Source organism: Paraburkholderia saeva, from assembly GCF_907164555.1.
Classification (GTDB): domain Bacteria; phylum Pseudomonadota; class Gammaproteobacteria; order Burkholderiales; family Burkholderiaceae; genus Paraburkholderia; species Paraburkholderia saeva.
The window spans coordinates 172746-193430 of record NZ_CAJQZC010000004.1 but is presented as its reverse complement, the minus strand read 5'-3'; the positions used below and the strand labels follow the sequence as shown (position 1 = coordinate 193430).

Here is a 20685-nt window from a genome sequence, read left to right as displayed (position 1 = left end):
CTAATGCATGGCCTGTGCCAGGCACGTGATCTTTAGCGAAGAAAACCTGCGGAGCCTTGAAAACACTGGGGCGTGCGCGTTACGCGTGAGTGCATGACGCGCTCAGGGGACGGGATGGGATCAGCAAGGGTGATGGGCTTTGACCGACAACACACGCGATAGTGTTGGGTGACGAAAGACATTCTGGATTTCTGCCTTTGCGCGCGTCCCCGTTGCGGCAGTGGTAAAGGACTTCGACATGGTCTTTAGCAGGCTTTAGCGCGCAGCCTGACGTGGCGACGCGCTAAAGACATGCGATCACAGTCGCGCCGGCCTCGTCTCACCTTGCGATGACGGTGATCTTCTTCGAGTAGACAGGCGGGTTGTGCGGCATATGCATGTCGTCGCCCATCAGCAGTTGCAGCGTGTGCTTGCCGGGCGGCAACTCGATCATCGTCTCCGTTTCACCCGCGCCGAAATGCAGATGGTTGCGATCGGAGGGAATCTCCTGGTCCATCGGTGGCAGATCGGTATCGATCAGCAGGTGGTGGTGGCCCGTGTTCGGATACTTGACGCCTTTCGGCGCGACGCCCATATAGCGCAGCCCGAACCACACGCGAAACGGCTTGTTGGCCGGCACGACCTGGCCGTCGTTTGGATAACCGATATACGCGAAGGCGCCGGCGGGCGACGGTGTGGTGCCCGCGAATGCCGCCTCGGGCGCAAGCGGTGCCAGTGCCAGAAACGCCACGGCGGACGCAGCGACAGCAATGATCTTGTACATGGAAGGTGCTCTCCGTCCTGGGAGGCCAAAGCGGCCGCGCCCGCTCATTTCACGATGATGGTGATCTTCTTCGAATACACCGGCGGATTGTGCGGCACGTGGTTGTAGTCGCCGAGCAGCAGCTGCAGCGTATGTTTGCCCGGCGGCAGTTCGATGCGCGCATCCGTTTCACCCGCGCCGAAATGCAGGTGATTGCGATCCGATGGAATTTCCTGATCCATCGGCATCGGCGGCAGGTCGGTATCGATCAGCAGATGGTGGTGCCCGGTATTCGGGATGTTGACGCCCTTGGGACACACGCCCATGTTGCGCAACCCCATGCGCACCCATAACTTGCCACCGTGAATCACGGTGCCGTCGGCGGGCCAGATGATGTACTCCTCGGCGCCCGGCGGCGAAGGCGTCTGGGCGGCGAACGCAGGCGCGTTCGCAAGGAACAGCGAAGCAAAGACATACAGCGCACCCAGCATTATTCTTTTTGGCATTGCGCATTCTCCCGAAGAATTATCCGGGTCGCCCCTGCTGTGCAAAAAGAGCCTCTCCGCACGCTCTGGCGAGGCGCGGGGCACACGTGCGTGTCGGAACGACCGGTAAAAAACCCCGATCTCTGTTGTCTGCTTTATGGTTTAGCTTAGGACGGAACTTGCCAAAAAGATACGCCACTCTCGTTAACGTTCTGACGCGCGAACTGCGTGCTATCGTTGGTTATAACGACTCGCATACATCGATACGCCAGGCAGGGTCGTGCGCGGAGACTGCCGCGCCACGCGTGGCAGCCGCCGGTACCGGAGCGCCGGTGGCCGGAAACCTGAGTTCGGTCCAGAACAAACAGGATTTAAAAATGTGGCGAAAACTCCTGCTCATGGGTGTCGTTGGCGCGCTAAACGCACCATGGATCGACGCTTTCGCCGCGCCCTCGCCTGCCGGCACGCGCGCAGCCACACAGGTCGTTTTTCCCGATAGCGACACGTCTTCGCGCGGCGTCGCCCTCGTGATCGGCAACGGCGCATACCCTGATCACGCGCTTGAAAACGCCCCACGCGATGCGACGCGTATGCGCGACGCGCTCGCCGCACGCGGCTTTGACGTCATCACGCGCACTGACGCTTCTCCCCAGGCCATGAAAGCCGCGCTTGCCGAATTCGCGCGGCGTCTGCGACATGGGGGCACCGGCGTGTTCTATTTCGCTGGACACGGCCTGCAGCTGGCGCACGACACGTTGCTTTTGCCGTCGGGTGTCGATGCGCGTGCGCCCGCATCGCTCGTGAAAGACGGCGTGAATCTTGAGGCAGCGCTTCAGGCGATGTCCGCGCCCCGCGCGCACAAGCTCAATCTTGTGATTCTCGATACCTGCCTGAACAATCCGTTCGAGGCCGGCAATAGCGGCAATGTCGCAGCGCCGCCCCAAACGCTGATCGCTTACGCGACCGCGCCAGGCGGGTTCGCCGCGGACGGGCCTCGCGGAGGCGTCTTTACGGATGCACTGCTGCGCGCGTTGTCCGACGGCTCGACGCAAGACGCAACAGCGCTCTTTACGTACGCCGCTGCGAACGTTCGTGCGATGGCGGGAGATGCGCAACGACCACAGCTGGTGTCCTCCCTTGATGTGCAGCGTGTCGAATCCGTACATGTCGATGTCGCAGGCGCGGATAACGCAGCGTCGTTCGCGCTCCATAGCCGCGGCATCCTGCCTAAGGACAGCAGCGAGCAATACGAACTGACGTTCTGGGATTCAATCAAGGACAGCACCTACCCAAGCGACTACGAGGCGTATCTGAAGGCCTATCCGAACGGACGCTTCGCGACGCTCGCGCACGCGCGGATCGACCGCCTGCGCGCCGCCGCAAAGGCGCAATCGGCGCCCGAAGCGACGCACGCCGCGCCGGCAACCACCCTGCCGCCGCTGCCGCCAGAAAAACCGCGCACGACATCCGCCGCGCCCGCGCCTGCGCCCGCGCCGGCCGCAACATCACCGGCCAAACCGGTCACGCCTGCTGCGCCCGCACCCACGGCGGCAGCCGGCCATGGCACGAACAACGGCGAAAGCAAAGACTGCGCAACGTGTCCGATGATGGTTTCGCTGTCGCCGGGATCGTTCGCGATGGGCAGCGCGACCGACGACCCGTCGGAGAAGCCCGTCCATCACGTGACAATCGAGGCGCCGTTCGCCATCGGCAAATACGAGGTCACCGTCGAGCAATGGAACGCATGCGTGGATGCGAAAGCGTGTCCGCCACTTTCGAGCGACAACAACCCGTCGAAGACCGCTCCAGCCCGCGACCTCAGCTGGGACGACACCCAGGTCTATGTGAAGTGGCTCGCGAAAACCACGGGCAAGCCCTACCGCCTGCCGACCGAAGCGGAATGGGAATACGCGGACCGTGGCGGCACGACGACGCAATACTGGTGGGGCGACAAGATGGCAAAGGGCACCGCGAACTGCAAGGACTGCGGCGATCCGTGGCACAAGGAAGGACCCGAGAACGTCGGTACATTCACCGCGAACCCCTACGGTCTGCATGACATGAACGGCAGCGTCTGGGAATGGGTCAGCGACTGCTGGCACAACTCGTATCAAGGCGCGCCCACCGACGGCCGCACATGGGATTCGCCCGGCTGCAACATGCGCGTGATCCGGGGCGGCTCATGGCGCGAAGGAGCGAACTACATGCTCACGTCCACACGCTTCAAGTACAGTTCGAGCGTGCGTCAGTCGCAGGATGGATTTCGCGTCGCGAAAGATCTGAAGTGAGCGAAAAGGCGTAACTGCCTGCGGGTTTGAAGCGCGCGTTCAGCATGTGCTCAATGCGCGCGAGCCTTCGTCGTGATCTGCGCGATGTCGACACCGATACGCTCGCGTCCGTATTTGCCCGCGATCTGCGCGAGACGCGCGTCGAGTGCATGCAGGTAATCGGCGCGCGATTCGCTCTCCGGACGCATCCTGTCGAAGAGCGGTACAGGTGTCACCATCAACACCACCAGCTCCGATCCGAACGGTTTCGCGATCACCCAGTCTCCGCCTCCGCCAATCGTCGCGGCATAGTGCGGCGGCGCCTGATTGTCCTTTGCGCGCGGCCCCGGCACCATGTGGACGACGCTGCCATCCAGCTGGTAATAGTCGAGATTTACGTATGAGTCGTACCCCGGCGTCGTGATATCGACGACCAGCGGATCGCCTTCGGTCAACTGCCCGCTGGCCGGCCGCACATGGAGCGCCGTGGCGTGGCCGCCCTGCAGGTTGCTGACCCAGTAAGGCGCGAACGACTTCATCTCGTCGCACCTGTCGTCGGCGATTGTCTGCACGTCGAGGTTCAGCGCATCGACGCCAGGCACCGCGCCCAGCGTACTTTTCAGCTGCGTCACGCCATAGTGCTGCGGAACAAAACCCTGCACGTGCAGGGTGTGTCCGTCGACGGAAGGCGCGAGCGCGGAACACGCCACCCGGGCAAGCACAGGCGTCACCGCGGCCATCGAAAGCGCGGGTTTCGGCGCAGGCGCAGGCGGCGCAACTGGCGCTGGCGCCGGGGGAGGTGCCGCCTGCACGACGGACGCCGCAGAAGCCGTGGAAGCCTCCGTCGCCACCGGCGCCGAAGCCCCCACCGCCGCCGACGACGCAACGTCTCCGGATGTCACCGCTTCACCATGTCCGCCCGACGACGCCCGGTACACCCCCACGCCGACGCCCGCGGCAACCAGCACCGCCACACCGGCTGCGATGCCCACCTTCACGCGCGTCGCAGATTTCGCCGCGACCTTTTCTTCGGCGCCGAACTCTTCGACGAAACGCGCGACAGTCGGCATACGCGTATTGCGGTCGAACGAGAGGGCCGAGCGCAACGCACGCCACTGTCGTGCGTCGAGGTTGGGCGGTCGCTCCGGTTTTCGACCGGTACTGCGCGCCTGCGTCGCGGACTGCCGGTCGAACGGATGATGTCCCGTCAGCAGTTCGTACGTGATGCAGCCGAGTGCATAGATATCGTCACGTGGATCGGGCTCGCGATGCTCGAGCATTTCCGGGCTCGCATACGCCGGTGTCAACGCGCCGAGCGTGCCGGGATCGAACACGGTCGCGTCGCTCTCCTCTTCGGGCCGCTGGAACACGCGCGCGATGCCGAAGTCGATCACCTTCACTTCGCCCGTATCCGTCAGGAACACGTTCGCCGGCTTGAAGTCGCAATGCACGAAGCCGCGCTCGTGCGCGTACGCGAGCGCACCGCACATGCCGCGCACGATCGGCAACGCCGCGCGCACAGGCATGCCGTGAAAATCCTCGGTACGCAGGATCTGGCTCAACGCCCTGCCCGACAGATACTCCATCGTCAGATAGACGATCGCGCCGTCGCGGTCGAAATCGTAGACGGTCACGATGTTGCGATGCGCGAGCACCTGCGCCTTGCGCGCTTCGCGCTGCAAGGCGATCAGCGATTTCGGATTGCCGCGGAACTGGACGTTCAGCACCTTGATCGCGAGATACGGCTTGCGATCGGAGGCTTCGAGCTTGCGCAGATCGAGCGCCTTGTAGACGGTGCCCATGCCGCCCACGCCCAGACACTCTTCCAGCACGAAGCGGTTATTGAGCGTGTCGCCGGTGCCCTTGATCTGGTCGTGACCGGGCAGTGGGCCCGGCGTGCTCATGCCGGACGAAGCGAGCGACGGCGCATCCACGCGCGTCTGCAGCCGCGTTTCCTCGCCACCGGCAGCGAGGTTCGAAACGGGAAGCTGTTCGATACGGCGCCGCACTTCCGCGTGCAGATCGGCGGGCAGCGGTGAACGCGCGTGCGCTTCGTCGAGGACATTCATCATCCGCGCGGGACTCAGGCTGTCGGTCGTCAGCGTGTTGTCGAGTCGTGCGATGAACTCATCGCGCGTCAGGCCGCCGTTCTGATAATCGCGAATCACATGCGCAAGGCTAGCCATATGTGCGAAGCGACGTGCTCCCGTAGGACCGGCAGGAGCGGCAGTGAACCCCGCAGAGGCCGGTGAACAACCTGTCGTAACCAGTTACATGTGCTGTTTCGATACTAGCCCGCAGGTGAATCTTAAGCAAACCAGGATTGCCCCGCGACGCCCGTAGAGACCCGTTCACAGCGCGGGTGTCGTAACGGGACCAACGCCGCGAAGCGTGCAGTTGGCCGCGCGCCACCATCGCCGGCGCATGCGTGCGGTTCACATCGACGGCACACGTACCGCGCAATTCGGGCCGCGCCTTGTGCAGCGGGCGTCGTGCAGGTTTATTGCCGCATGCATGGAGAACTGGCACGGCCTGTGCATGAGTGACATCCGAGCAAACATGATGCTCGCAACCAGCTGCAAGACTTCTTTTTCCGCCAGGAGACCCGAAATGAAAACACTGACCATCAAAGACCTGTCGCACACCGAACAACTCGACGGCCACGCCATGCGCGCCGTTCGCGGTGGCTACGTGTTCCCGACGAGCAACTTCTTCAACTTCGAACCGATTACGGTCGACACGAGCAAGCACGTGAACGCCAGCCAGTCGATCGCTTCGCTGATGGACGTTCAGGTAGCCACCGGCAACGGCTCGGCTTTCCTCGACAACGTCACCTCGAACGTCAATCCTTCGATCGACGCGAAGAACACGATCAACGTGAAGTAATGCGTACGGAAGCGGCCCGCGCAGGTTCGCCGGTCCGAAGCTCGCGAACCGCTTCCCTTTCTCTTTCCAATACTTTTGGAGCATCGTCATGTCAACCATCATGATTCAGGATCTGTCGCAGACACGCGACCTCGACCATCGCGCCATGTCGGCCGTACGCGGTGGCACGGCAGGCCTCGGCAACCCCTGGCTGCAAGGCAAGGGCCCGGTTGCGAGCCCCACTGTGAATGTCAATGTGAACCAGAACATCGAGCAGATGCAGTACGTCAACGTAGAGGCGCTGAACAACATCGGCATACTCGGCGCAAACCTGGGCCCGCTCGCCTTCGACGTGAGCCCGACGCAACAGGCCTTCAACACGGCCAGCTTCTGATCCCGCGCCGGGGCAGGAGACCCGGGGGTTCCTGCTACGGCCGGCTAAAACGATAACCGCAACATACGGGGCAGAGGCGAATTTCCTATACTGGTTGTGCGAAGCGGTATCCGCATCGGCAACCATCGGGCGGCAGCCGGCCGTACAGGCTGCCGCGCCTCGCATTCCATGATTACCTGGATCACCTGGGACCGTCATGACTCTCCTCGTCATCACCGATCTGACCGAAAGCGTCGAACTCGACAGCCAGGCGATGGCCGCCATCGTCGGCGGTGCACGCATCGGCGCGCAGCACCTCGCCCAGCCGACGCCCGGCGCGCCGCGTGTCGTCGACTATCCGCCGGGGTTCCCCTCGGCCCGCCAGGCGCCAGTCGCATCGTCCGATGCCCCGGGCATCGCAGCGTCGCCGTCGCTACGTCACACCTGACGCGGCACGTAGCGCGCCTATTCCAACAGCAGCCGGCCGTCTGTTCGCCGCATCCCGACACATGGCGTGCAGCGGACCGCGCGCGCGCGCGAGTCCGCCGTCGAATCAGCGCCCGAAAGCCCCGCCACAGCGCGTTCTGAACCCGCGCTCAAGGTGCGAAACGTATTTTCCGTGCGCGTCGCTTCACTGGCATATCCCTTGCAGAACTGGAGGCGAGCACACCGCCGTGCTCGTCCAGCCGCCAAGGAGAACTGCCATGAAAGCCACTGTCGTAATCAAAGACCTCCCGCCCTCCGTCGAGGACGCCCACGAAGTCACCCTCACCGCCGACCAGATGAAACGTCTGACCGGCGGCCGCGCGGTGCGCGTCGGTGTCGACGGCACGTCCACAGGCACCGTGGACGACTGGGACATCGACATCGGGATTTTCGAAGGACGCATCGGGGGAACCTACCTGTAGGACGTTCGTCATGCCCGAAATTAAAAGAAGAGCCCCTCCAGCCGGACGCGACGGGAGGGGCCAGGTGTTACCGGCGCAACGTACGCCCGCAGCTACAGCAGGCTGTAGCGGTTGCGCAGCGTATTGATGATGCCGGCGGCGACTGGCATCACGACATCCTTCACTTCAGCGGCGTCGGTATTGCCGCGCAGATAGTGGATGTCCCAGTTGCAGCCCTCGGTGTCTTCCTCCTGCTCCTGAATGCCGGTCGGACTCCATCCGCATGTATCCGGATTCGATTCGAGCGCGGCGCTTACGAGCGCAAGCAGTTCCTGTTCCGTTCTGGCTTCACGCAGCATGTCGGCCTCCATCGTCCTGTGCGCGGAACCGCCGCGCCCGGCTCAGTCCCAGTTTTCGTCACACCATTCGATCGCCCACGCCTTCGCGCAGGAAATGGCATCCGCTTCGTTCACGAACGAATCGATATCGCCGGAGTCGTGCGTCGTGACGCGCCCGCCGCCCACCGCCGGCACCGTGATTTTTGCACGCGCGACGTAATGACCATCTTCGTCATGCCGCGCGCGGCAATCGATGTGAAATGTCTTGTAGTCGAACTGCATGGCAGCGTCCTGATTGTCGATTGTTCTGGTGAGCCGGCAAGGTCCGGACCATGGGTCATGTGCGGCGACCTCAGTCGCCCAGCGGATCGGGTTCGCCCAGTGCCTCGTCGATTGCGCGTCGCGCGCGGTCCATCGCTTCACCGACGGCCGCCGGCCCGGCGCGCACCGAACGGTAATGCTCGGGTTCGGAATGAGGGACCCCGCTGTGCGTATCGTGCCCCGGCGACGACGTGCGCTCGATCAGCAACGTCACAAATGCGCCGCCCGCGCGGTCGTCGCGGGTACTGACGGTGATCGTAAAACCGCGATGTTCCTGCTGCTCGTCCATGATGCGTCTCCGGATCGGTGCAGAAACCCTAGCATGCGGTCAAAACGGCAAAAGGGAAAGACCCTGCAACCCCATGCGTGATGTGAGACGAACGAGCATATTGTTGCGTCTGGACGGCATTCACCATTTTCATGCGGCCCCTTAAAGTGCTTCACACGATGTGCCAGTGCAGTACCCGGCACGTGACATCACTCAGGAGCTCATCATGAAAACCCCTCGTGGCCCGATGCCGGTTGCTTTCTTCGGTATTGCGGTCGGATCGCTGGCGCTTGTCAACGCATGGCGGCTCGCCGCGAGACTCTGGCCGGTGCCGGCTGCGCTCGTCGACGTACTGACCTTCGCCGCGCTGGCAACCTGGCTCGTCATCCTGCTAACGTATGCGCACAAGTGGCTGCGCCACCGCGCGGCTGCGCAGGCGGAAATGCAACATCCGGTGCAATAGTCGTTCGCGGCGCTCGGTCCGGTTTCGAGCATGCTGGCGGCGCTTGCGCTCGCGAACTACGACCGCCCGGCCGCGTTCGCGCTGTTCGGCGTCGCGGTGGTCGCGCAACTCGCCCTGGGCGTGTTTCTGCACGGACGTCTGTGGCAGGGTGGCCGGCCGCCGGAACTGGTGACGCCGGCCATCTACCTGCCGACGGTCGCGCCCGGCTTTGTCGCCGCCACCGGTTTCGCGACGTTCGGCTGGCCGCAGGTCGGCATGGCGTTCTTCGGCGTCGGGATGCTGTCGTGGATCGCGCTGGAATCGCTGATCCTGCATCGCGCCGCCGTGCATGGAGCGCTGCCGGATGCGCTGCGGCCGTCGCTCGGCATCCAGATCGCGCCGCCGGTGGTGGGCGGTATCGCGTGGATGAGCCTCACAAGCGGCACGCCGGACGCGTTCGCGATGATCCTGCTCGGCTACGGCCTCTATCAGGCGCTTCTGATGGCGCGGCTCGTGCCGTGGATCCGCGCGCAGCCGGTTTCGCCTTCATGGTGGGGGTTCAGCTTCGGTGTGGCCGCGCTGCCGGGAATGGCCCTGCGCATGGTCGAGCGCGGCGCCACCGGTCCGCTGGAATGGCTGGCCCCCGCGCTCTTCGTGATGGCCAACATCGTGATCGGACTCTTCATCGTGAAGACCGTGAGCCTGCTGGTACAAGGCAGACTGCTGCCCGCGCTGCCGGCATCGGCCGCCGCTTCTTCGGCAGCGCAAGGCGATGAGGCTGACAGCAGGACTGTGGTGCAACTGCCCGTCCGTCGCACGCAATTCAAGTAAAGCGCCGTTTGAACCGTTATCCACGACATCCTTTCAATCTGACGTCGGAGCACGGTTTGAACAATTCGAGGCTGGCCAGCGCTGTTGCAGTTGTTGCGTTTACCCTGACGCTGGCAGGATGCGTTACCACCCCACGAGGGCCACAGGTCGTCGTCCAGCCCGCCCCGCAGCCCGCGCCGAGGACGGTCGTCGTCGCAGCGCCGCCGCGTTCCGCACCGCCCGTCGTGATCGCGCAGCCGGTAGTGCGCGAAACGTATGTGCCCGCGCAATACGACGTGTACATCGCAGCCGTCTCCGACCGGGACGTGATGTATGTGAACGGCAGCACGTACATCTGGTTCACCGGTTCCGACGGCAGGCGCCACCGGCAGTTCTACGCGCACGGCGACCATCGCCAGGACGTGTACCGCCGCAGGGCGCATCTGCATGAAGTGATGGCGCATCACAACGGCCACCTGCCGGACCGGCACGCACGCGACGAACATCGTCGCGAAGTGGCGCGTCACGAAGCGCACCACGACGCGCACCACGAGTCAGTCGCGATGCGTGATCACGATCATCACCGCCCGTCAGGGCAGCACGACGCGGGGCACGCTCATGAAGCGAATCCGCATCCGGTTGCGCAACGTCCGCAGCACAACGACCATGGCCATCCAGTTCACGAAGCCGCCGGCAACCGCCCCGGCACGGATCGCGACGGCCGCAAGTCGTGATGCACGGCGCGCGAACGGTTTGACGTGACGCGCGCTTTTTCACACCCTTTCGTGGCAACGCCGGCACATCGACGTGCCGGCGCCAGTCAGACCTCTATCAGCGACCCGCGTCCAAAGCGCCGTCGATACAAAGCGTTCATTCAGCGCGAAACAAGCGAAAGCGGCGAGTAAGACGGCCGTGCGGCCTGCGATAATTCAGCCGGTGTCGTGCGGGCCGGAAGCGAAGCCGCTTCGAGTAACGCCCACGCATCGTCGATATCCGATGTACACGAGCGGTCCGCGATGCCGGCACACGCAGCCCGCAGCAGTTCCAGCGCGCCGCCGGCGGCATGCGTATCCCGCGAAATCTGTGCGAGCGTCAGCGCCGCGCGCAACTGGTACATCCGCGCGCCCTGCGTCATCGCGATGCGGTGCGCGTTCATCATGCAGTGCGCGGCGCTCGCATGCAGTCGTTCGATCGCCTCAGCGTGTGTTTCGTCGCGGGCCGTCAGCCAGTCGACGAGGCCTTTCGTGCGCCAGACTTCCGCAAGAAACAGCTGTTCGCCGGTCTCGCTGCATTGCGCGATGGTGCGATCCAGGACGTGCTTCGCACGTGCGGTCAGCCCGACGCGCGCGAGCGCCTCGGCCTGTGCGCAGACGAGTGGCGTGACCACACGCCTGAAGCCGCGGCCGGCGAGCGCGCCAAGCGCGCTGTCGAGTAGCGCGAGGCCGCGTTCGGGATGACCGCTCAACACCTGCAGATGCCCTTCCAGTGCGCGGCAATATTCCAGCCAGAGTTCGAATCCGTTCCGGTCGGCCTGCTTGCGCAGCAGCGCCAGCAATTCCCCGGCGCGCGCGAGATGGCCCGACCATAACGCGAGCGGCACGGCCGTGGTTGCGAGTACATGGCTGAACGATGGCTCACGCGCGTTCTGCTGCACCCGTTCAAGCGTGAGTTCGACGAGCGCCTGCGCTTCAGCCGGCCTGCCCTGCAGCCAGTAGATGCGCGCGAGCGTGCCCTGGCCCGACACGTCCGGCGCGACGCGATATCGCTGGCGCTTTTCCGGCAACGTGTCCGACGGATCGAGCGACAACGTGCTCGCGAGCAGCACGCTCGCCTTCGTGTGTTCGCCGAGACAATGCAGCGACACAGCCACCATCTGCGTGGCGAGCGAACGGCTCTGGGCGCTGCCGGCATGCTCGACGAGCGCGTTGAACTGCGTCGCGTAGCGATACGACTCCGTAATATGGCTCGATGCGATCTTCGTGTTCCAGATGCCCCAGATCGCGCGCTCGCGATACTCGCGGTGTCCAAGCCGGGTAGCGAGTTCGAGCGCATCCGTCCATAGCGCCTCGGAACGGCTCACCGGTCCGCGCGTATAGATGCGCGTCGACGCCACCGCGCACAGCAGCCGCAGCCGGCATTCCTCGCCGATGCGCTCGCGCTGCGCTTGCGACATCCGCTGCAGTTCATCGAGCGCCAGGCTCGCGCGGTTGAAGCATTCCTCGACGAGCGAAAACTCGAACAGCGCCTCGACCATCCATGACGTCAGCTCGACGCCGCACGCCGGATCGCCATCCTGCGAAAACGCCCGTTGCAACGCGGCGCGCGCCTCGTGCAGATGCCGGCGGATGACACCGCGTTCGGCTTCGCTGCGCGGCGCTTCATCCTGATACATGTGGCGAAACCGGGCGCGCAGATAGTCGATGTGACGCGCCGCGGCACTATGCGCCTCGCCCTCTTCCACGAGCTTCGCCCACGCAAATGCGCGCGACGATTCCATCAGCCTGAAGCGGGACGCGGCGCCATCGAACTCGACGGCCACGAGCGACTTGTTGATCAGATCCTGCACGGCGTCGATTGCAGCGGCGCGGGTGAACGGCATATCGCTGATGACGTCGAGGCAGCCCTCCAGTTCGAAGCTGCCGACGAAAACGCCCAGCCGCCGGAACATCGCCTGCCCGCGTGCGTCGAGCAGCGCGTAACTCCATTCGAAGGTTGCGCGCAGTGTCTGGTGACGCGGTTCGGCGTTGCGATGCCCGGCGGTCAGCAGTTGCAGACGGTCGTCGAGACGCGAGACAAGCGCCGCGATACCGAGCGTGGCCGCACTTGCCGCAGCCAGTTCGATCGCGAGCGGCAAGCCGTCGAGACGCCGGCAGATATCGCCGACGAGCGCAATGCTCTGCGAGTCCTGGCCGAGGCGCGGCTCGAGCGCGCGGGCGCGCGCGAAGAAGAGCTTCACCGCCGGATGCGCCAGCACGTTCTGGCTTTCCGCCTCGGGCGCGGGCACGTCGAGCGGCAGCACGCGATACAGATATTCATTGCGCACCCGGAGCGGCTCGCGGCTGGTGACCAGTATCGACACGTCGCGGCAAGTCGCCGTCAGCACGTCGACGAGTTCAGCGGCGAGTTCGATCACGTGTTCCGCGTTATCGAGCACCAGCAGACATGACTTGCCGGCGGCGGAAGCCGCGATGCGGGCGGGCGTTACCACACCGCCTGGATACGTCACGCCGAATGCTTCAGCTACCGCGTTGAGAATCGTGGTGCGGTCCGTATGGCCGGCCAGTTCGACGCACGCGACGCCGTCGCGGAAACGCGCGCCCAGCGTGCGCGCGGTTTCGACCGCGAGACTTGTCTTGCCGATGCCGCCCGCGCCGATCAGCGTGACAAGCGGCTCGACGCCGATGAGCCCGCCAATCTCGGCGAGCGCCGTTTCGCGACCGAACAGCACGCGTTTGCCATCCGGCAGCGCGCCTCGCGCGTTTCGCCCTGGCCTGCCGGATTCGATAACTTCGGCGTCGCCGGAGGCCCCGGTCTGCGAATCGTCCAGCGACACCGCGCCGAGCAGCCGGTAGCCACGCCCCGGGACGGTCACGATCAGATGGCGCGCGTCGCCGAGAATCTTGCGCAGCGCGGAAAGATGCACCGCGAGATTGCTCTCTTCGACGATCGAATGCGGCCACACGTGCTGCATCAGCTCTTCTTTTGTGACGACATCGCCGTGCGCCACCGCGAGCCGCTCGAGGATGTCGAACGCGCGCGTGCCGATGCGGACGACGCCCGCGCTGGAGCGAAGCGACCGCATGCGTGAATCCAGTTCGAAATCGCCAAATCGGAACATGGAGGAAGGTCGATCAGCAGTTGGACATCGGCCCGACCCGATCGCGGGAAGCACATACATCACGTTCGACCGGTTGGAGCGACGGTACTTCGATCAAACGAAAATGTCTATCATTCGCGAATCATACGGCGTGGATAACAGGGAAAAGAGACGTAGCGCGGCGATGCAATGAGGAAAGCCTCAGAATCGGCGACGTAGCTCAAACCGCGACCTGACGGGAGTGCACGCGCCTGTCGCCCGACATCTGCCGGTCTTTACACGAACCTTGCCTCCCGCTTCGCGCAGCGCCTAATCTTTCGACGTGGCGTTTCATTCGTAAGAAGAAGCCAGAGACCGCCGCAGACCTCGAACGGTCGTTCGTTTGCACGGCGCGTCTGCTGCGCCGCCATCGCGACGCACGACATTTGACGGAGCGTCCCATGTTCCAGATTTCTGTCGTCAATCGCACGAGCAGTATTGCGGAGCGGGAAATGCATCGCGTGGTCCGCGCGATCAACCGCCAGATCGCCGAGGACTTCGAACCGTACTGGGCGTTCGGCGGCCGGCTGCGAGTCGAAGGGCCGGCGGGCAAGACAGCCGATCTTCAGCAACTCGACGAACTGCGCGGCGACGCCATTCTGTACGTGCTCGATTCGGCGGATGCGAACGATGCGCTCGGCTATCACGATCGCAATCTGTCGGGCATCCCGTACGGCTTCGTATTTCTTGATCTGTGCAAATCGCTCGGCGACGACTGGTCGACGACGCTTTCGCACGAGGCGCTCGAACTGGTCGGCGATCCGCAATGCAATCTGCTCGTGCAGGGTCCGCATCCTGAAGTGCCCGATCGCACCGTGTATCACTTCTTTGAAATGTGCGATGCGGTGCAGTCGCAGTGCTACGAGATCGACGGCGTGTCGGTGTCGAACTTCGTGCTGCCGCACTACTTTACCGCCGGCGAGCAACCCGGCGCGCGCAACGATTTCTGCGGGACCGGTCTCGCTTCGTTCGGCGTCAATCCAGGCGGCTATATCGGCTTCTTCGATCCGGTTGCCCGCCAGAACCAGCAGTTTTTCGCGCAGGATCCGAAAGCGGCCCGGCGCCTGCGGATGAAGACGGAATCGCGCAGCGGACGGATGGTGCTGCGCGATACGATGTTTGCCGTGACGACGCAGGACGATCGTGGTGCGAACGGTCTCTCCGGCGCGATTGCCGGTCAGACCGCGGACGCTGCGACAGTGCGGGCCTCGGCGGCCACGCCAGCGAACGATCCGGTCAAACACGTCGTGGTCCTGATGCTGGAGAACCGCTCGTTCGATCACATGCTCGGCGCGTTGAGCGCGTCGTTCAATCACGCCATCGATGGTGTCGATCCGAACAATCCCGGCACGAATCTCGACGCCAGAAGCAACGTCACGTATGCGCAAAAACCGGTTGCCGCGCAGTTCGTGCGCAAGGACTTCAAGGTGCCGCATGAGTTCGACAACGTCGAAGCGCAGATCAAGGACGGCATGGCGCATTTCGTCGATGAATACCGGCGGATGAGCCCGGATGCGCCCGCGCCCGACGGCGATCAGGTGATGGCGTACTTCAGGGATGGCGACCTGAGCGCGCTGCATACGCTCGCGAAAAACTTCACGATTTGCGACCGCTGGTTTTCGTCGATGCCAGGACCGACGTGGCCGAACCGTCTCTTCGTGCATAGCGGCACCACGCTCGGCGACGTGCTGATGCCTGACGGCGCGTTCGATACCGTGCGGATGTTTTTCGGCCGCTATACGCAGCCGACGCTCTACGACAATCTCGACGCCAAAGGCATTTCATGGCGGATCTATCACGGCGGCGTGCCCCAATCGATCGTGCTGACGCGCCTGAAAAAACGTCTGCTGACGAATCATTTCCAGGGCATGGACAGCTTCTTCACCGACTGCAAAGGCAACGCCGATGACTTTCCTTCGTACGCCTTCATCGAGCCACGCTATTTCGCGGGCTTGGGCGGTGTAGAGAACGACCAGCATTCGCCTGCGGGCATCGCTGCCGGCGAGCAGTTGATCGCGGATGTCTATAACGCGATCCGCGCGAACCAGGCGCTGTGGGAATCCACGCTGCTTGTCATCACGTACGACGAGCACGGCGGGTTCTATGATCACGTGCAGCCGCCCGCCGCCACGCCACCGGACGATCACACCGCCAACTATGCGTTCGATCATCTCGGCGTGCGGGTGCCCGCGATTCTCGTGTCGCCGTGGGTACCGGTGGGCGTCGATCATACCGTCTACGATCACATCAGCGTGCTTCGCTATGCCTGCGATAAATGGCAGTTGCCACATCTTTGCCGTCGGACGATGTCGGGGCCCGGGCTGAATCCGATCGGCAACTTCGCCTCGGCGATCTCGCTCGACAAGCCGCGCACCGATACGCCCGCGACGATCGCGGCGACGGGCGCGCTCCAGATGGCGGCCGCCGTTGCCGCTGTGCCGTCGAGCTTCCACGACGCGCAAACGGCACTTGTCTCCTTCGCGGAACTCGTGCAGCAGGAACAGCAGAGAAACACCGCTGGACCGCAACCGGCAGCAGGGCGCCTGGCCGCGAGTGCACCGCTTGCCGCCGCCCAGCCGACCATCGACAAACGCGCGTTGAACGTCGAGCGCTGGATGTTCGCGGCTCAGGCGACCGGCACGCCGACCGCTTCGCAAAGCGAGATCACCGTGCCACCCGACACGGCCGTGGCGCCGGCCGAAACGGCTGCTGCGCTGGACGACAGGGGCGTTGAAGCGCTGGATGGGGCTGACGTCACCGCGGCGCCCGTCGCGCCTGCGCCGGAGGTCGCGAAGCGGCGCCGCACGTCGGGTCCGCGACGCCCAAGGCAGTAACGGCGGCCCGCTAGTGCGCGGATACCGTCTGCGGAACGGTCGTGCCCGGCGCGCCGCCCGGCCCTTTCGGGTCGGGATTGCCAAAGCGCGGCAGCGCGCCGTCGATGCGCGCCCGATCCAGTTCCGCACGGACCTGCGCGCGCGTCTTCCGGCCGCCGCTCGCAGACTCCGTGGTGGCTGTGGGAGTCTGGGGTGTCGGTGAGGCGGATGCAGCCTGCGTGGGTTGCGCCGATTGCGCTTGCACTGGCAGCGTCTGCGTGTGTTCGGCGGATTGCATTGCCTGCGGCACGTCGGCCACTGTCGATACCGTCTGCGATGCGCCGTGGCTCGGCGTGTCACCGGTCGACGTCACGGGCGCCATGTCGATGCGCGGCGCGCTGGCGAGCCCGACCTTCATCCGACTCGCACCTGCAAGCGAGGTCCGACGTTGCATGACCGTCGCAGCCTCGCGTGACGACACCGCATCTTCATGCGACCGGCCAGGCGACGCAGGCATGCGCGATCCAGTCCGTTCGGGCTCGCGTTTTTTCGCGGAACCCCCGGCCCGGGTGACCGGCAGCGCGGACACCGTCGCGGCGCGCACGGCCTCGCTTTCGCGAAACGCCAGCGAACTCTGGAGCGCGGCAACTTCCGCGTTGCCCCGGTGAAGCGCGTGTACCGCGTCGAGCAGTTGCCGTGCGGAAACCAGATCGTTGCGCTGCAGCGCGTAGCGCACGGCCTGAAGCGCCTGCGCGATATCGGCATCCACGGTATCGTCTGCTGAAACCGGGCCGCTTCGCGCGGAAGCCGCCGGCATCTGGACGTGCCCCGATGCGGACGCGCCATCGTGGTCGAAACCGGCCAGACTGGCCGACAATGCATCCCTGCCGGGCGGCTCGACAGTGACGGCCAGCGCCAGCACGCCAATCATCAGACCTGCAAGAACAATGCTCTTCTGGCTGCTAGTCATGGCGTCCTTCCGTTGAAGATGACGAAACGTATCCCGGCCACAGGCAAGCGGCGGCCACGCGCCTCCCGGGTGCATCTTTCATCTACGCCGGCCGGGCGCCAGTGGATGCGTCAATATCCAGGCTATATCCGCCAGAAGCGGGATTCAAGTCTTCGCTAACACATGAACGGGCTGAGCCGGAATCGAATGAAGAGCCACAGCAACCCTCGACATCCTGGGGCGCAATTCGCGCGCCCGCGAATCCGTATGAACCTGTCCAGAGGAGAACGGTGACATGCAACAACCCATTCTGCGGGTCGCCCGGCCCACGAACGACATCGACCGCGTCGCGGATTTCTACACCGCCGGGCTGGGCTTCGCTGTGCTCGCGCGGTTCGAGGATCACGACGGCTTTGACGGCATCATCGTCGGAAGGACCGGCTGCCAGTGGCATCTCGAGTTCACGCATCAGCACGGCGTGAGCGTCGAAGACGCGCCGACGAAAGAACATCTGCTGGTGCTGTATCTGCCGGATCGCGACGAATGGAGCGCCGCAGTCGCCGGGCTGCACGCATTCGGGGCGACGCCGGTCACATCCGAAAACCCATGGTGGGACCATCATGGCATCACGTTCGAGGACCCCGACGGCTACCGCATCGTGTTGCAAAACGCAGCCTGGGGTTAGGCGCGCGCGGGCATCGTGGCCAGTGCGGAAACCGTCCCGGGCTATACTCAGCGCCCGACGTCAGCCCGAGCCTGTGAGCGTGACCACTCTGCCATCACACCTTCCTGAACACGGCCTTCACACCGCGCGTCTGCAACTGCAGCCCGCAGACGTTCAGCATACCGCCGGCCTGCAACGCTACTACGTCGAGAACCGCGCGCACCTTCAGCCGTGGGAACCGCTGCGATCCGAAGCGTTCTTCGAAACCTCGGCCATCGCCGGACGGCTACGCTCGATGGCGCAGCACAACGCGTCCGGCACCGCGCTCTTCCTGCTGATCTCGCGCAATGGCAGCGATGAAATCATCGGCGACTGCAACTTCACGAATATCGTGCGCGGGCCGTTTCAGGCGTGTCATCTGGGTTTTTCGATCGCCCGGAGCGCTGAAGGCCAGGGCTTGATGCGCGAAGCGCTGACCTGGGCGCTGGATCACGTGTTCCGGCATCTGAAGCTGCATCGCGTGATGGCGAACTATCGCCCGGACAACACGCGCAGCGCGCGGCTGCTGGAACGCGCCGGCTTCCAGCACGAAGGGCTCGCCCGCTCGTACCTGAAGATCAACGGCGCATGGGCCGATCATGTGCTGACTTCGCTGCTCAATCCCGAAGAGCAGCCCTGAGCGCGACGCAATGAATAAGCACCCGGCGATGCCCAGGTGGCGGACCGCCGGATGCCTCACGCACACGTAGCGATTGCTCAAAAACGATGCGTCATGCCCAACGTCGCCAGAACCTGTTTCGTGCCCGGCGCGCTGACGGTCACGCCAGGCCAGCTGACCGTTGCGGTGCCGTTGTTCTTCAGATAACCCGCGCGCATATAGAAACTCGTGCGCTTCGAGACCGAGTGCTCCGCGCCGATCTGTACGCCTGGCGTGTTGTCGTGCGCGCCACGCACGTTGCGCTCGATGCCGGCGATCTCGATGACGTCCGCAGCGCTCACCTGAATCGTCGCGCCCAGCTCGGCGATGCTCAGCGAGTGCGCGGTGCCGACGCGTGCGGCAAGCGAGCCTGCCGCCGGATCCTTCGCACGGTTATACGAATAGTTGAACTGGAAGTTCACGATGCCCAGCCGGTAAGCCAGCGAGCCGATAAAGTGTTCGGTGCCGAGCAGGCCAAGCGGTGCCGGCAATGCGGCAACCGTTTCCTGCCCCGGATGCTGGTTCACATACGCAAGGCCTGCGTAAAAGCCGTAGCCCGAGTAGCTCATCGCGACGTTCAGCATGTTGCCGCTCGTCGCCGGCACGGGCTGCGTGACGGTCGCCGCGAACGCATACATGCCATACAGCTGCACACCGTGCATGTCCGGCGACTGGTACATCACCGAGTTGCTTGCGCGGCCGGAGTCGTACTGCGTCGAAAGCGTGTTGCGGTCGACGGCGAGCACGCTCGCCGAGAACGGCGACAGGACTTCGTTCGCGCGAAACGGATCGGTCGGGTAAATGATGCGGAAGCTCGGTTCGTACTGACGCCCGAACGAAAGCGAGCCGTACGTCGTGTGATTCAGCCCGACCCATGCCTGGCGGTAGAAGAGCGCCGACGTATCGGCAAACAGGCTGCCATTGTTGATGTTGAAACCCGTTTCGACATCGAACTGCGCCTTGAGGCCGCCGCCCAGATCTTCATCGCCCTTCAGACCGAACAGCGAACCGGTCGAGCCGCCGCTGCGTTCGGAATACGAATGCTGCCCACCGTTGTCGAGGTACTGGACGAACGTATCGGCCACACCGTACAACGTGACACTCGAGCCTTCCGCCGCCGCGCTCCCGGCGACAAGAACCAGTGTGGCCCCGCAAATACCCTGACTGATCAAACGCATGCATGTCTCCTCTTTGGTGTCCGCCTGCGGCGGATCTGATTGCACATCTTTGTGGTGTCCGGCGACCTTCGTGCAACGCGCCGCCGGCATGGCATCGCCGGCTCGCGGCTGACCGGTCGCATCATAAATAGAATGGACGTGCTAATTTCACGTCAACGATATCGATGACACCAGTGCAATATTTTCATGAGAAGCTTGCAGAAAATGCATGCCGTCCGGCGCGGGGAATGCGGGCCTTGAAAGGCCCGGAAACGCAGGCCCGGCGCGGCTCCCAAACCCAGGGTTAGCGATGAGTTGCGCAATGTGCACGGTGAGGCGGCGATAGGAGGGAAATACCGGGCAATGACCCGGCAAAACCCGGTACGCGGGCGATGAGGCCAGAGACGGTCTGGTGAGTGCTTATGGCTGTAAAACGTCCCGAGCGCGATGGCAATACAGATTTTTGCGCGGCCTGCTTTGAGCGATGCGGCGAGCGTCGGGTAATCCGTATAGCCCTGCTCCGCGCCGCCGTAGAGCGCGCGGTGATCGTAGTGGTTGAGCTCCGCATTCACGCGCAGCCGTTCCCTCCGGATACGGGCCAGCGCGGGGCGTGCATCAGATCGTTCCGGCGCGCTGTGATGGCATCTACGACCTTATCAGGATCGCCAGGCTTTTTAATCGACCGATTTCATCGGCATTGTTGGGTCAGAACAAATAGTGAATTTGGAATCGTCGTCTTGATCGGGGTATT

19 protein-coding genes and 1 pseudogene are annotated in these 20685 nt (G+C 64.1%); 10 read left to right on the top strand and 10 right to left on the bottom strand.

Going from position 1 to position 20685, the window contains the following annotated elements; translation table 11 throughout:
* Nucleotides 1-319: 319 nt before the first annotated feature.
* Nucleotides 320-763 (bottom strand): DUF4399 domain-containing protein, encoded by a 444-nt coding sequence (locus LPA36_RS12375; protein WP_228876843.1) that lies wholly within the window; start codon nucleotides 761-763, stop codon nucleotides 320-322.
* A 44-nt stretch (nucleotides 764-807) separates the two neighbouring features.
* Nucleotides 808-1248, bottom strand: coding sequence for a DUF4399 domain-containing protein (locus LPA36_RS12370; RefSeq protein WP_228876842.1), 441 nt, complete (start codon nucleotides 1246-1248; stop codon nucleotides 808-810).
* Nucleotides 1249-1604: 356 nt separating this feature from the next.
* Between LPA36_RS12370 and LPA36_RS12365 the strand changes: the two genes are divergently transcribed.
* Nucleotides 1605-3515, top strand: a complete 1911-nt coding sequence (locus LPA36_RS12365; RefSeq protein ID WP_228876841.1) for an SUMF1/EgtB/PvdO family nonheme iron enzyme — start codon at nucleotides 1605-1607, stop codon at nucleotides 3513-3515.
* Nucleotides 3516-3565: 50 nt separating this feature from the next.
* Here the strand turns inward: LPA36_RS12365 and LPA36_RS12360 are convergent, their stop codons facing one another.
* Nucleotides 3566-5680 (bottom strand): serine/threonine protein kinase, encoded by a 2115-nt coding sequence (locus LPA36_RS12360; RefSeq protein WP_228876839.1) that lies wholly within the window; start codon nucleotides 5678-5680, stop codon nucleotides 3566-3568.
* A gap of 424 nt (nucleotides 5681-6104) precedes the next feature.
* Here LPA36_RS12360 and LPA36_RS12355 point away from each other — a divergent pair, with 424 nt between their 5' ends.
* From LPA36_RS12355 to LPA36_RS12340, 4 genes are all read left to right on the top strand, one after another.
* Nucleotides 6105-6380, top strand: a complete 276-nt coding sequence (locus LPA36_RS12355) for a hypothetical protein (protein WP_228876838.1) — start codon at nucleotides 6105-6107, stop codon at nucleotides 6378-6380.
* A gap of 88 nt (nucleotides 6381-6468) precedes the next feature.
* Nucleotides 6469-6753, top strand: coding sequence for a hypothetical protein (locus tag LPA36_RS12350; RefSeq protein WP_228876837.1), 285 nt, complete (start codon nucleotides 6469-6471; stop codon nucleotides 6751-6753).
* A gap of 196 nt (nucleotides 6754-6949) precedes the next feature.
* Nucleotides 6950-7180: a hypothetical protein gene (locus tag LPA36_RS12345; RefSeq protein WP_228876835.1), complete on the top strand. Its 231-nt coding sequence runs from the start codon at nucleotides 6950-6952 to the stop codon at nucleotides 7178-7180.
* 256 nt (nucleotides 7181-7436) lie between these two features.
* Nucleotides 7437-7640: a hypothetical protein gene (locus LPA36_RS12340; protein WP_228876834.1), complete on the top strand. Its 204-nt coding sequence runs from the start codon at nucleotides 7437-7439 to the stop codon at nucleotides 7638-7640.
* Nucleotides 7641-7732: 92 nt separating this feature from the next.
* On the opposite strand, the gene LPA36_RS12335 is transcribed toward LPA36_RS12340, so the two are convergent.
* The 3 genes from LPA36_RS12335 to LPA36_RS12325 all read right to left on the bottom strand — a co-directional run bounded on the left by LPA36_RS12335 (nucleotide 7733) and on the right by LPA36_RS12325 (nucleotide 8567).
* The gene (locus LPA36_RS12335) at nucleotides 7733-7978 is read right to left on the bottom strand and encodes a hypothetical protein (protein ID WP_228876833.1); all 246 of its coding nucleotides are present in this window, start codon (nucleotides 7976-7978) and stop codon (nucleotides 7733-7735) included.
* 42 nt (nucleotides 7979-8020) lie between these two features.
* Nucleotides 8021-8239: a hypothetical protein gene (locus LPA36_RS12330; RefSeq protein ID WP_228876832.1), complete on the bottom strand. Its 219-nt coding sequence runs from the start codon at nucleotides 8237-8239 to the stop codon at nucleotides 8021-8023.
* Between the two features lie 70 nt (nucleotides 8240-8309).
* Nucleotides 8310-8567, bottom strand: coding sequence for a hypothetical protein (locus LPA36_RS12325; RefSeq protein ID WP_228876831.1), 258 nt, complete (start codon nucleotides 8565-8567; stop codon nucleotides 8310-8312).
* 205 nt (nucleotides 8568-8772) lie between these two features.
* Between LPA36_RS12325 and tehA the strand changes: the two are divergent.
* Nucleotides 8773-9819 (top strand): annotated as a pseudogene (gene tehA, locus LPA36_RS12320) (dicarboxylate transporter/tellurite-resistance protein TehA).
* A 56-nt stretch (nucleotides 9820-9875) separates the two neighbouring features.
* Nucleotides 9876-10532, top strand: a complete 657-nt coding sequence (locus LPA36_RS12315; RefSeq protein WP_228876829.1) for a hypothetical protein — start codon at nucleotides 9876-9878, stop codon at nucleotides 10530-10532.
* Nucleotides 10533-10672: 140 nt separating this feature from the next.
* On the opposite strand, the gene LPA36_RS12310 is transcribed toward LPA36_RS12315, so the two are convergent.
* Nucleotides 10673-13600 (bottom strand): ATP-binding protein, encoded by a 2928-nt coding sequence (locus LPA36_RS12310; protein WP_228876828.1) that lies wholly within the window; start codon nucleotides 13598-13600, stop codon nucleotides 10673-10675.
* 455 nt (nucleotides 13601-14055) lie between these two features.
* Here LPA36_RS12310 and LPA36_RS12305 point away from each other — a divergent pair, with 455 nt between their 5' ends.
* The gene (locus LPA36_RS12305) at nucleotides 14056-16488 is read left to right on the top strand and encodes an alkaline phosphatase family protein (RefSeq protein ID WP_228876827.1); all 2433 of its coding nucleotides are present in this window, start codon (nucleotides 14056-14058) and stop codon (nucleotides 16486-16488) included.
* Nucleotides 16489-16498: 10 nt separating this feature from the next.
* Here the strand turns inward: LPA36_RS12305 and LPA36_RS12300 are convergent, their stop codons facing one another.
* Nucleotides 16499-17437 (bottom strand): hypothetical protein, encoded by a 939-nt coding sequence (locus LPA36_RS12300; RefSeq protein WP_228876826.1) that lies wholly within the window; start codon nucleotides 17435-17437, stop codon nucleotides 16499-16501.
* Nucleotides 17438-17711: 274 nt separating this feature from the next.
* On the opposite strand from LPA36_RS12300, the gene LPA36_RS12295 reads away from it, so the two are divergent.
* Nucleotides 17712-18101: a VOC family protein gene (locus LPA36_RS12295; protein ID WP_228876823.1), complete on the top strand. Its 390-nt coding sequence runs from the start codon at nucleotides 17712-17714 to the stop codon at nucleotides 18099-18101.
* A 79-nt stretch (nucleotides 18102-18180) separates the two neighbouring features.
* The gene (locus tag LPA36_RS12290) at nucleotides 18181-18759 is read left to right on the top strand and encodes a GNAT family N-acetyltransferase (RefSeq protein WP_228876821.1); all 579 of its coding nucleotides are present in this window, start codon (nucleotides 18181-18183) and stop codon (nucleotides 18757-18759) included.
* Between the two features lie 77 nt (nucleotides 18760-18836).
* Here LPA36_RS12290 and LPA36_RS12285 read toward each other — a convergent pair whose 3' ends face one another.
* Complete coding sequence (locus LPA36_RS12285) at nucleotides 18837-19955, bottom strand: porin (protein WP_228876820.1); 1119 nt, start codon at nucleotides 19953-19955, stop codon at nucleotides 18837-18839.
* Between the two features lie 152 nt (nucleotides 19956-20107).
* Complete coding sequence (locus tag LPA36_RS12280) at nucleotides 20108-20506, bottom strand: hypothetical protein (protein ID WP_228876818.1); 399 nt, start codon at nucleotides 20504-20506, stop codon at nucleotides 20108-20110.
* Nucleotides 20507-20685: the final 179 nt, after the last annotated feature.

Coding starts and splice junctions, on each gene's coding strand:
- LPA36_RS12375 (WP_228876843.1), bottom strand. CDS start 763: ATGTACAAGATCATTGCTGTCGCTGCGTCCGCCGTGGCGTTTCTGGCA.
- LPA36_RS12370 (WP_228876842.1), bottom strand. CDS start 1,248: ATGCCAAAAAGAATAATGCTGGGTGCGCTGTATGTCTTTGCTTCGCTG.
- LPA36_RS12365 (WP_228876841.1), top strand. CDS start 1,605: ATGTGGCGAAAACTCCTGCTCATGGGTGTCGTTGGCGCGCTAAACGCA.
- LPA36_RS12360 (WP_228876839.1), bottom strand. CDS start 5,680: ATGGCTAGCCTTGCGCATGTGATTCGCGATTATCAGAACGGCGGCCTG.
- LPA36_RS12355 (WP_228876838.1), top strand. CDS start 6,105: ATGAAAACACTGACCATCAAAGACCTGTCGCACACCGAACAACTCGAC.
- LPA36_RS12350 (WP_228876837.1), top strand. CDS start 6,469: ATGTCAACCATCATGATTCAGGATCTGTCGCAGACACGCGACCTCGAC.
- LPA36_RS12345 (WP_228876835.1), top strand. CDS start 6,950: ATGACTCTCCTCGTCATCACCGATCTGACCGAAAGCGTCGAACTCGAC.
- LPA36_RS12340 (WP_228876834.1), top strand. CDS start 7,437: ATGAAAGCCACTGTCGTAATCAAAGACCTCCCGCCCTCCGTCGAGGAC.
- LPA36_RS12335 (WP_228876833.1), bottom strand. CDS start 7,978: ATGCTGCGTGAAGCCAGAACGGAACAGGAACTGCTTGCGCTCGTAAGC.
- LPA36_RS12330 (WP_228876832.1), bottom strand. CDS start 8,239: ATGCAGTTCGACTACAAGACATTTCACATCGATTGCCGCGCGCGGCAT.
- LPA36_RS12325 (WP_228876831.1), bottom strand. CDS start 8,567: ATGGACGAGCAGCAGGAACATCGCGGTTTTACGATCACCGTCAGTACC.
- LPA36_RS12310 (WP_228876828.1), bottom strand. CDS start 13,600: ATGCGGTCGCTTCGCTCCAGCGCGGGCGTCGTCCGCATCGGCACGCGC.
- LPA36_RS12305 (WP_228876827.1), top strand. CDS start 14,056: ATGTTCCAGATTTCTGTCGTCAATCGCACGAGCAGTATTGCGGAGCGG.
- LPA36_RS12300 (WP_228876826.1), bottom strand. CDS start 17,437: ATGACTAGCAGCCAGAAGAGCATTGTTCTTGCAGGTCTGATGATTGGC.
- LPA36_RS12295 (WP_228876823.1), top strand. CDS start 17,712: ATGCAACAACCCATTCTGCGGGTCGCCCGGCCCACGAACGACATCGAC.
- LPA36_RS12285 (WP_228876820.1), bottom strand. CDS start 19,955: ATGCGTTTGATCAGTCAGGGTATTTGCGGGGCCACACTGGTTCTTGTC.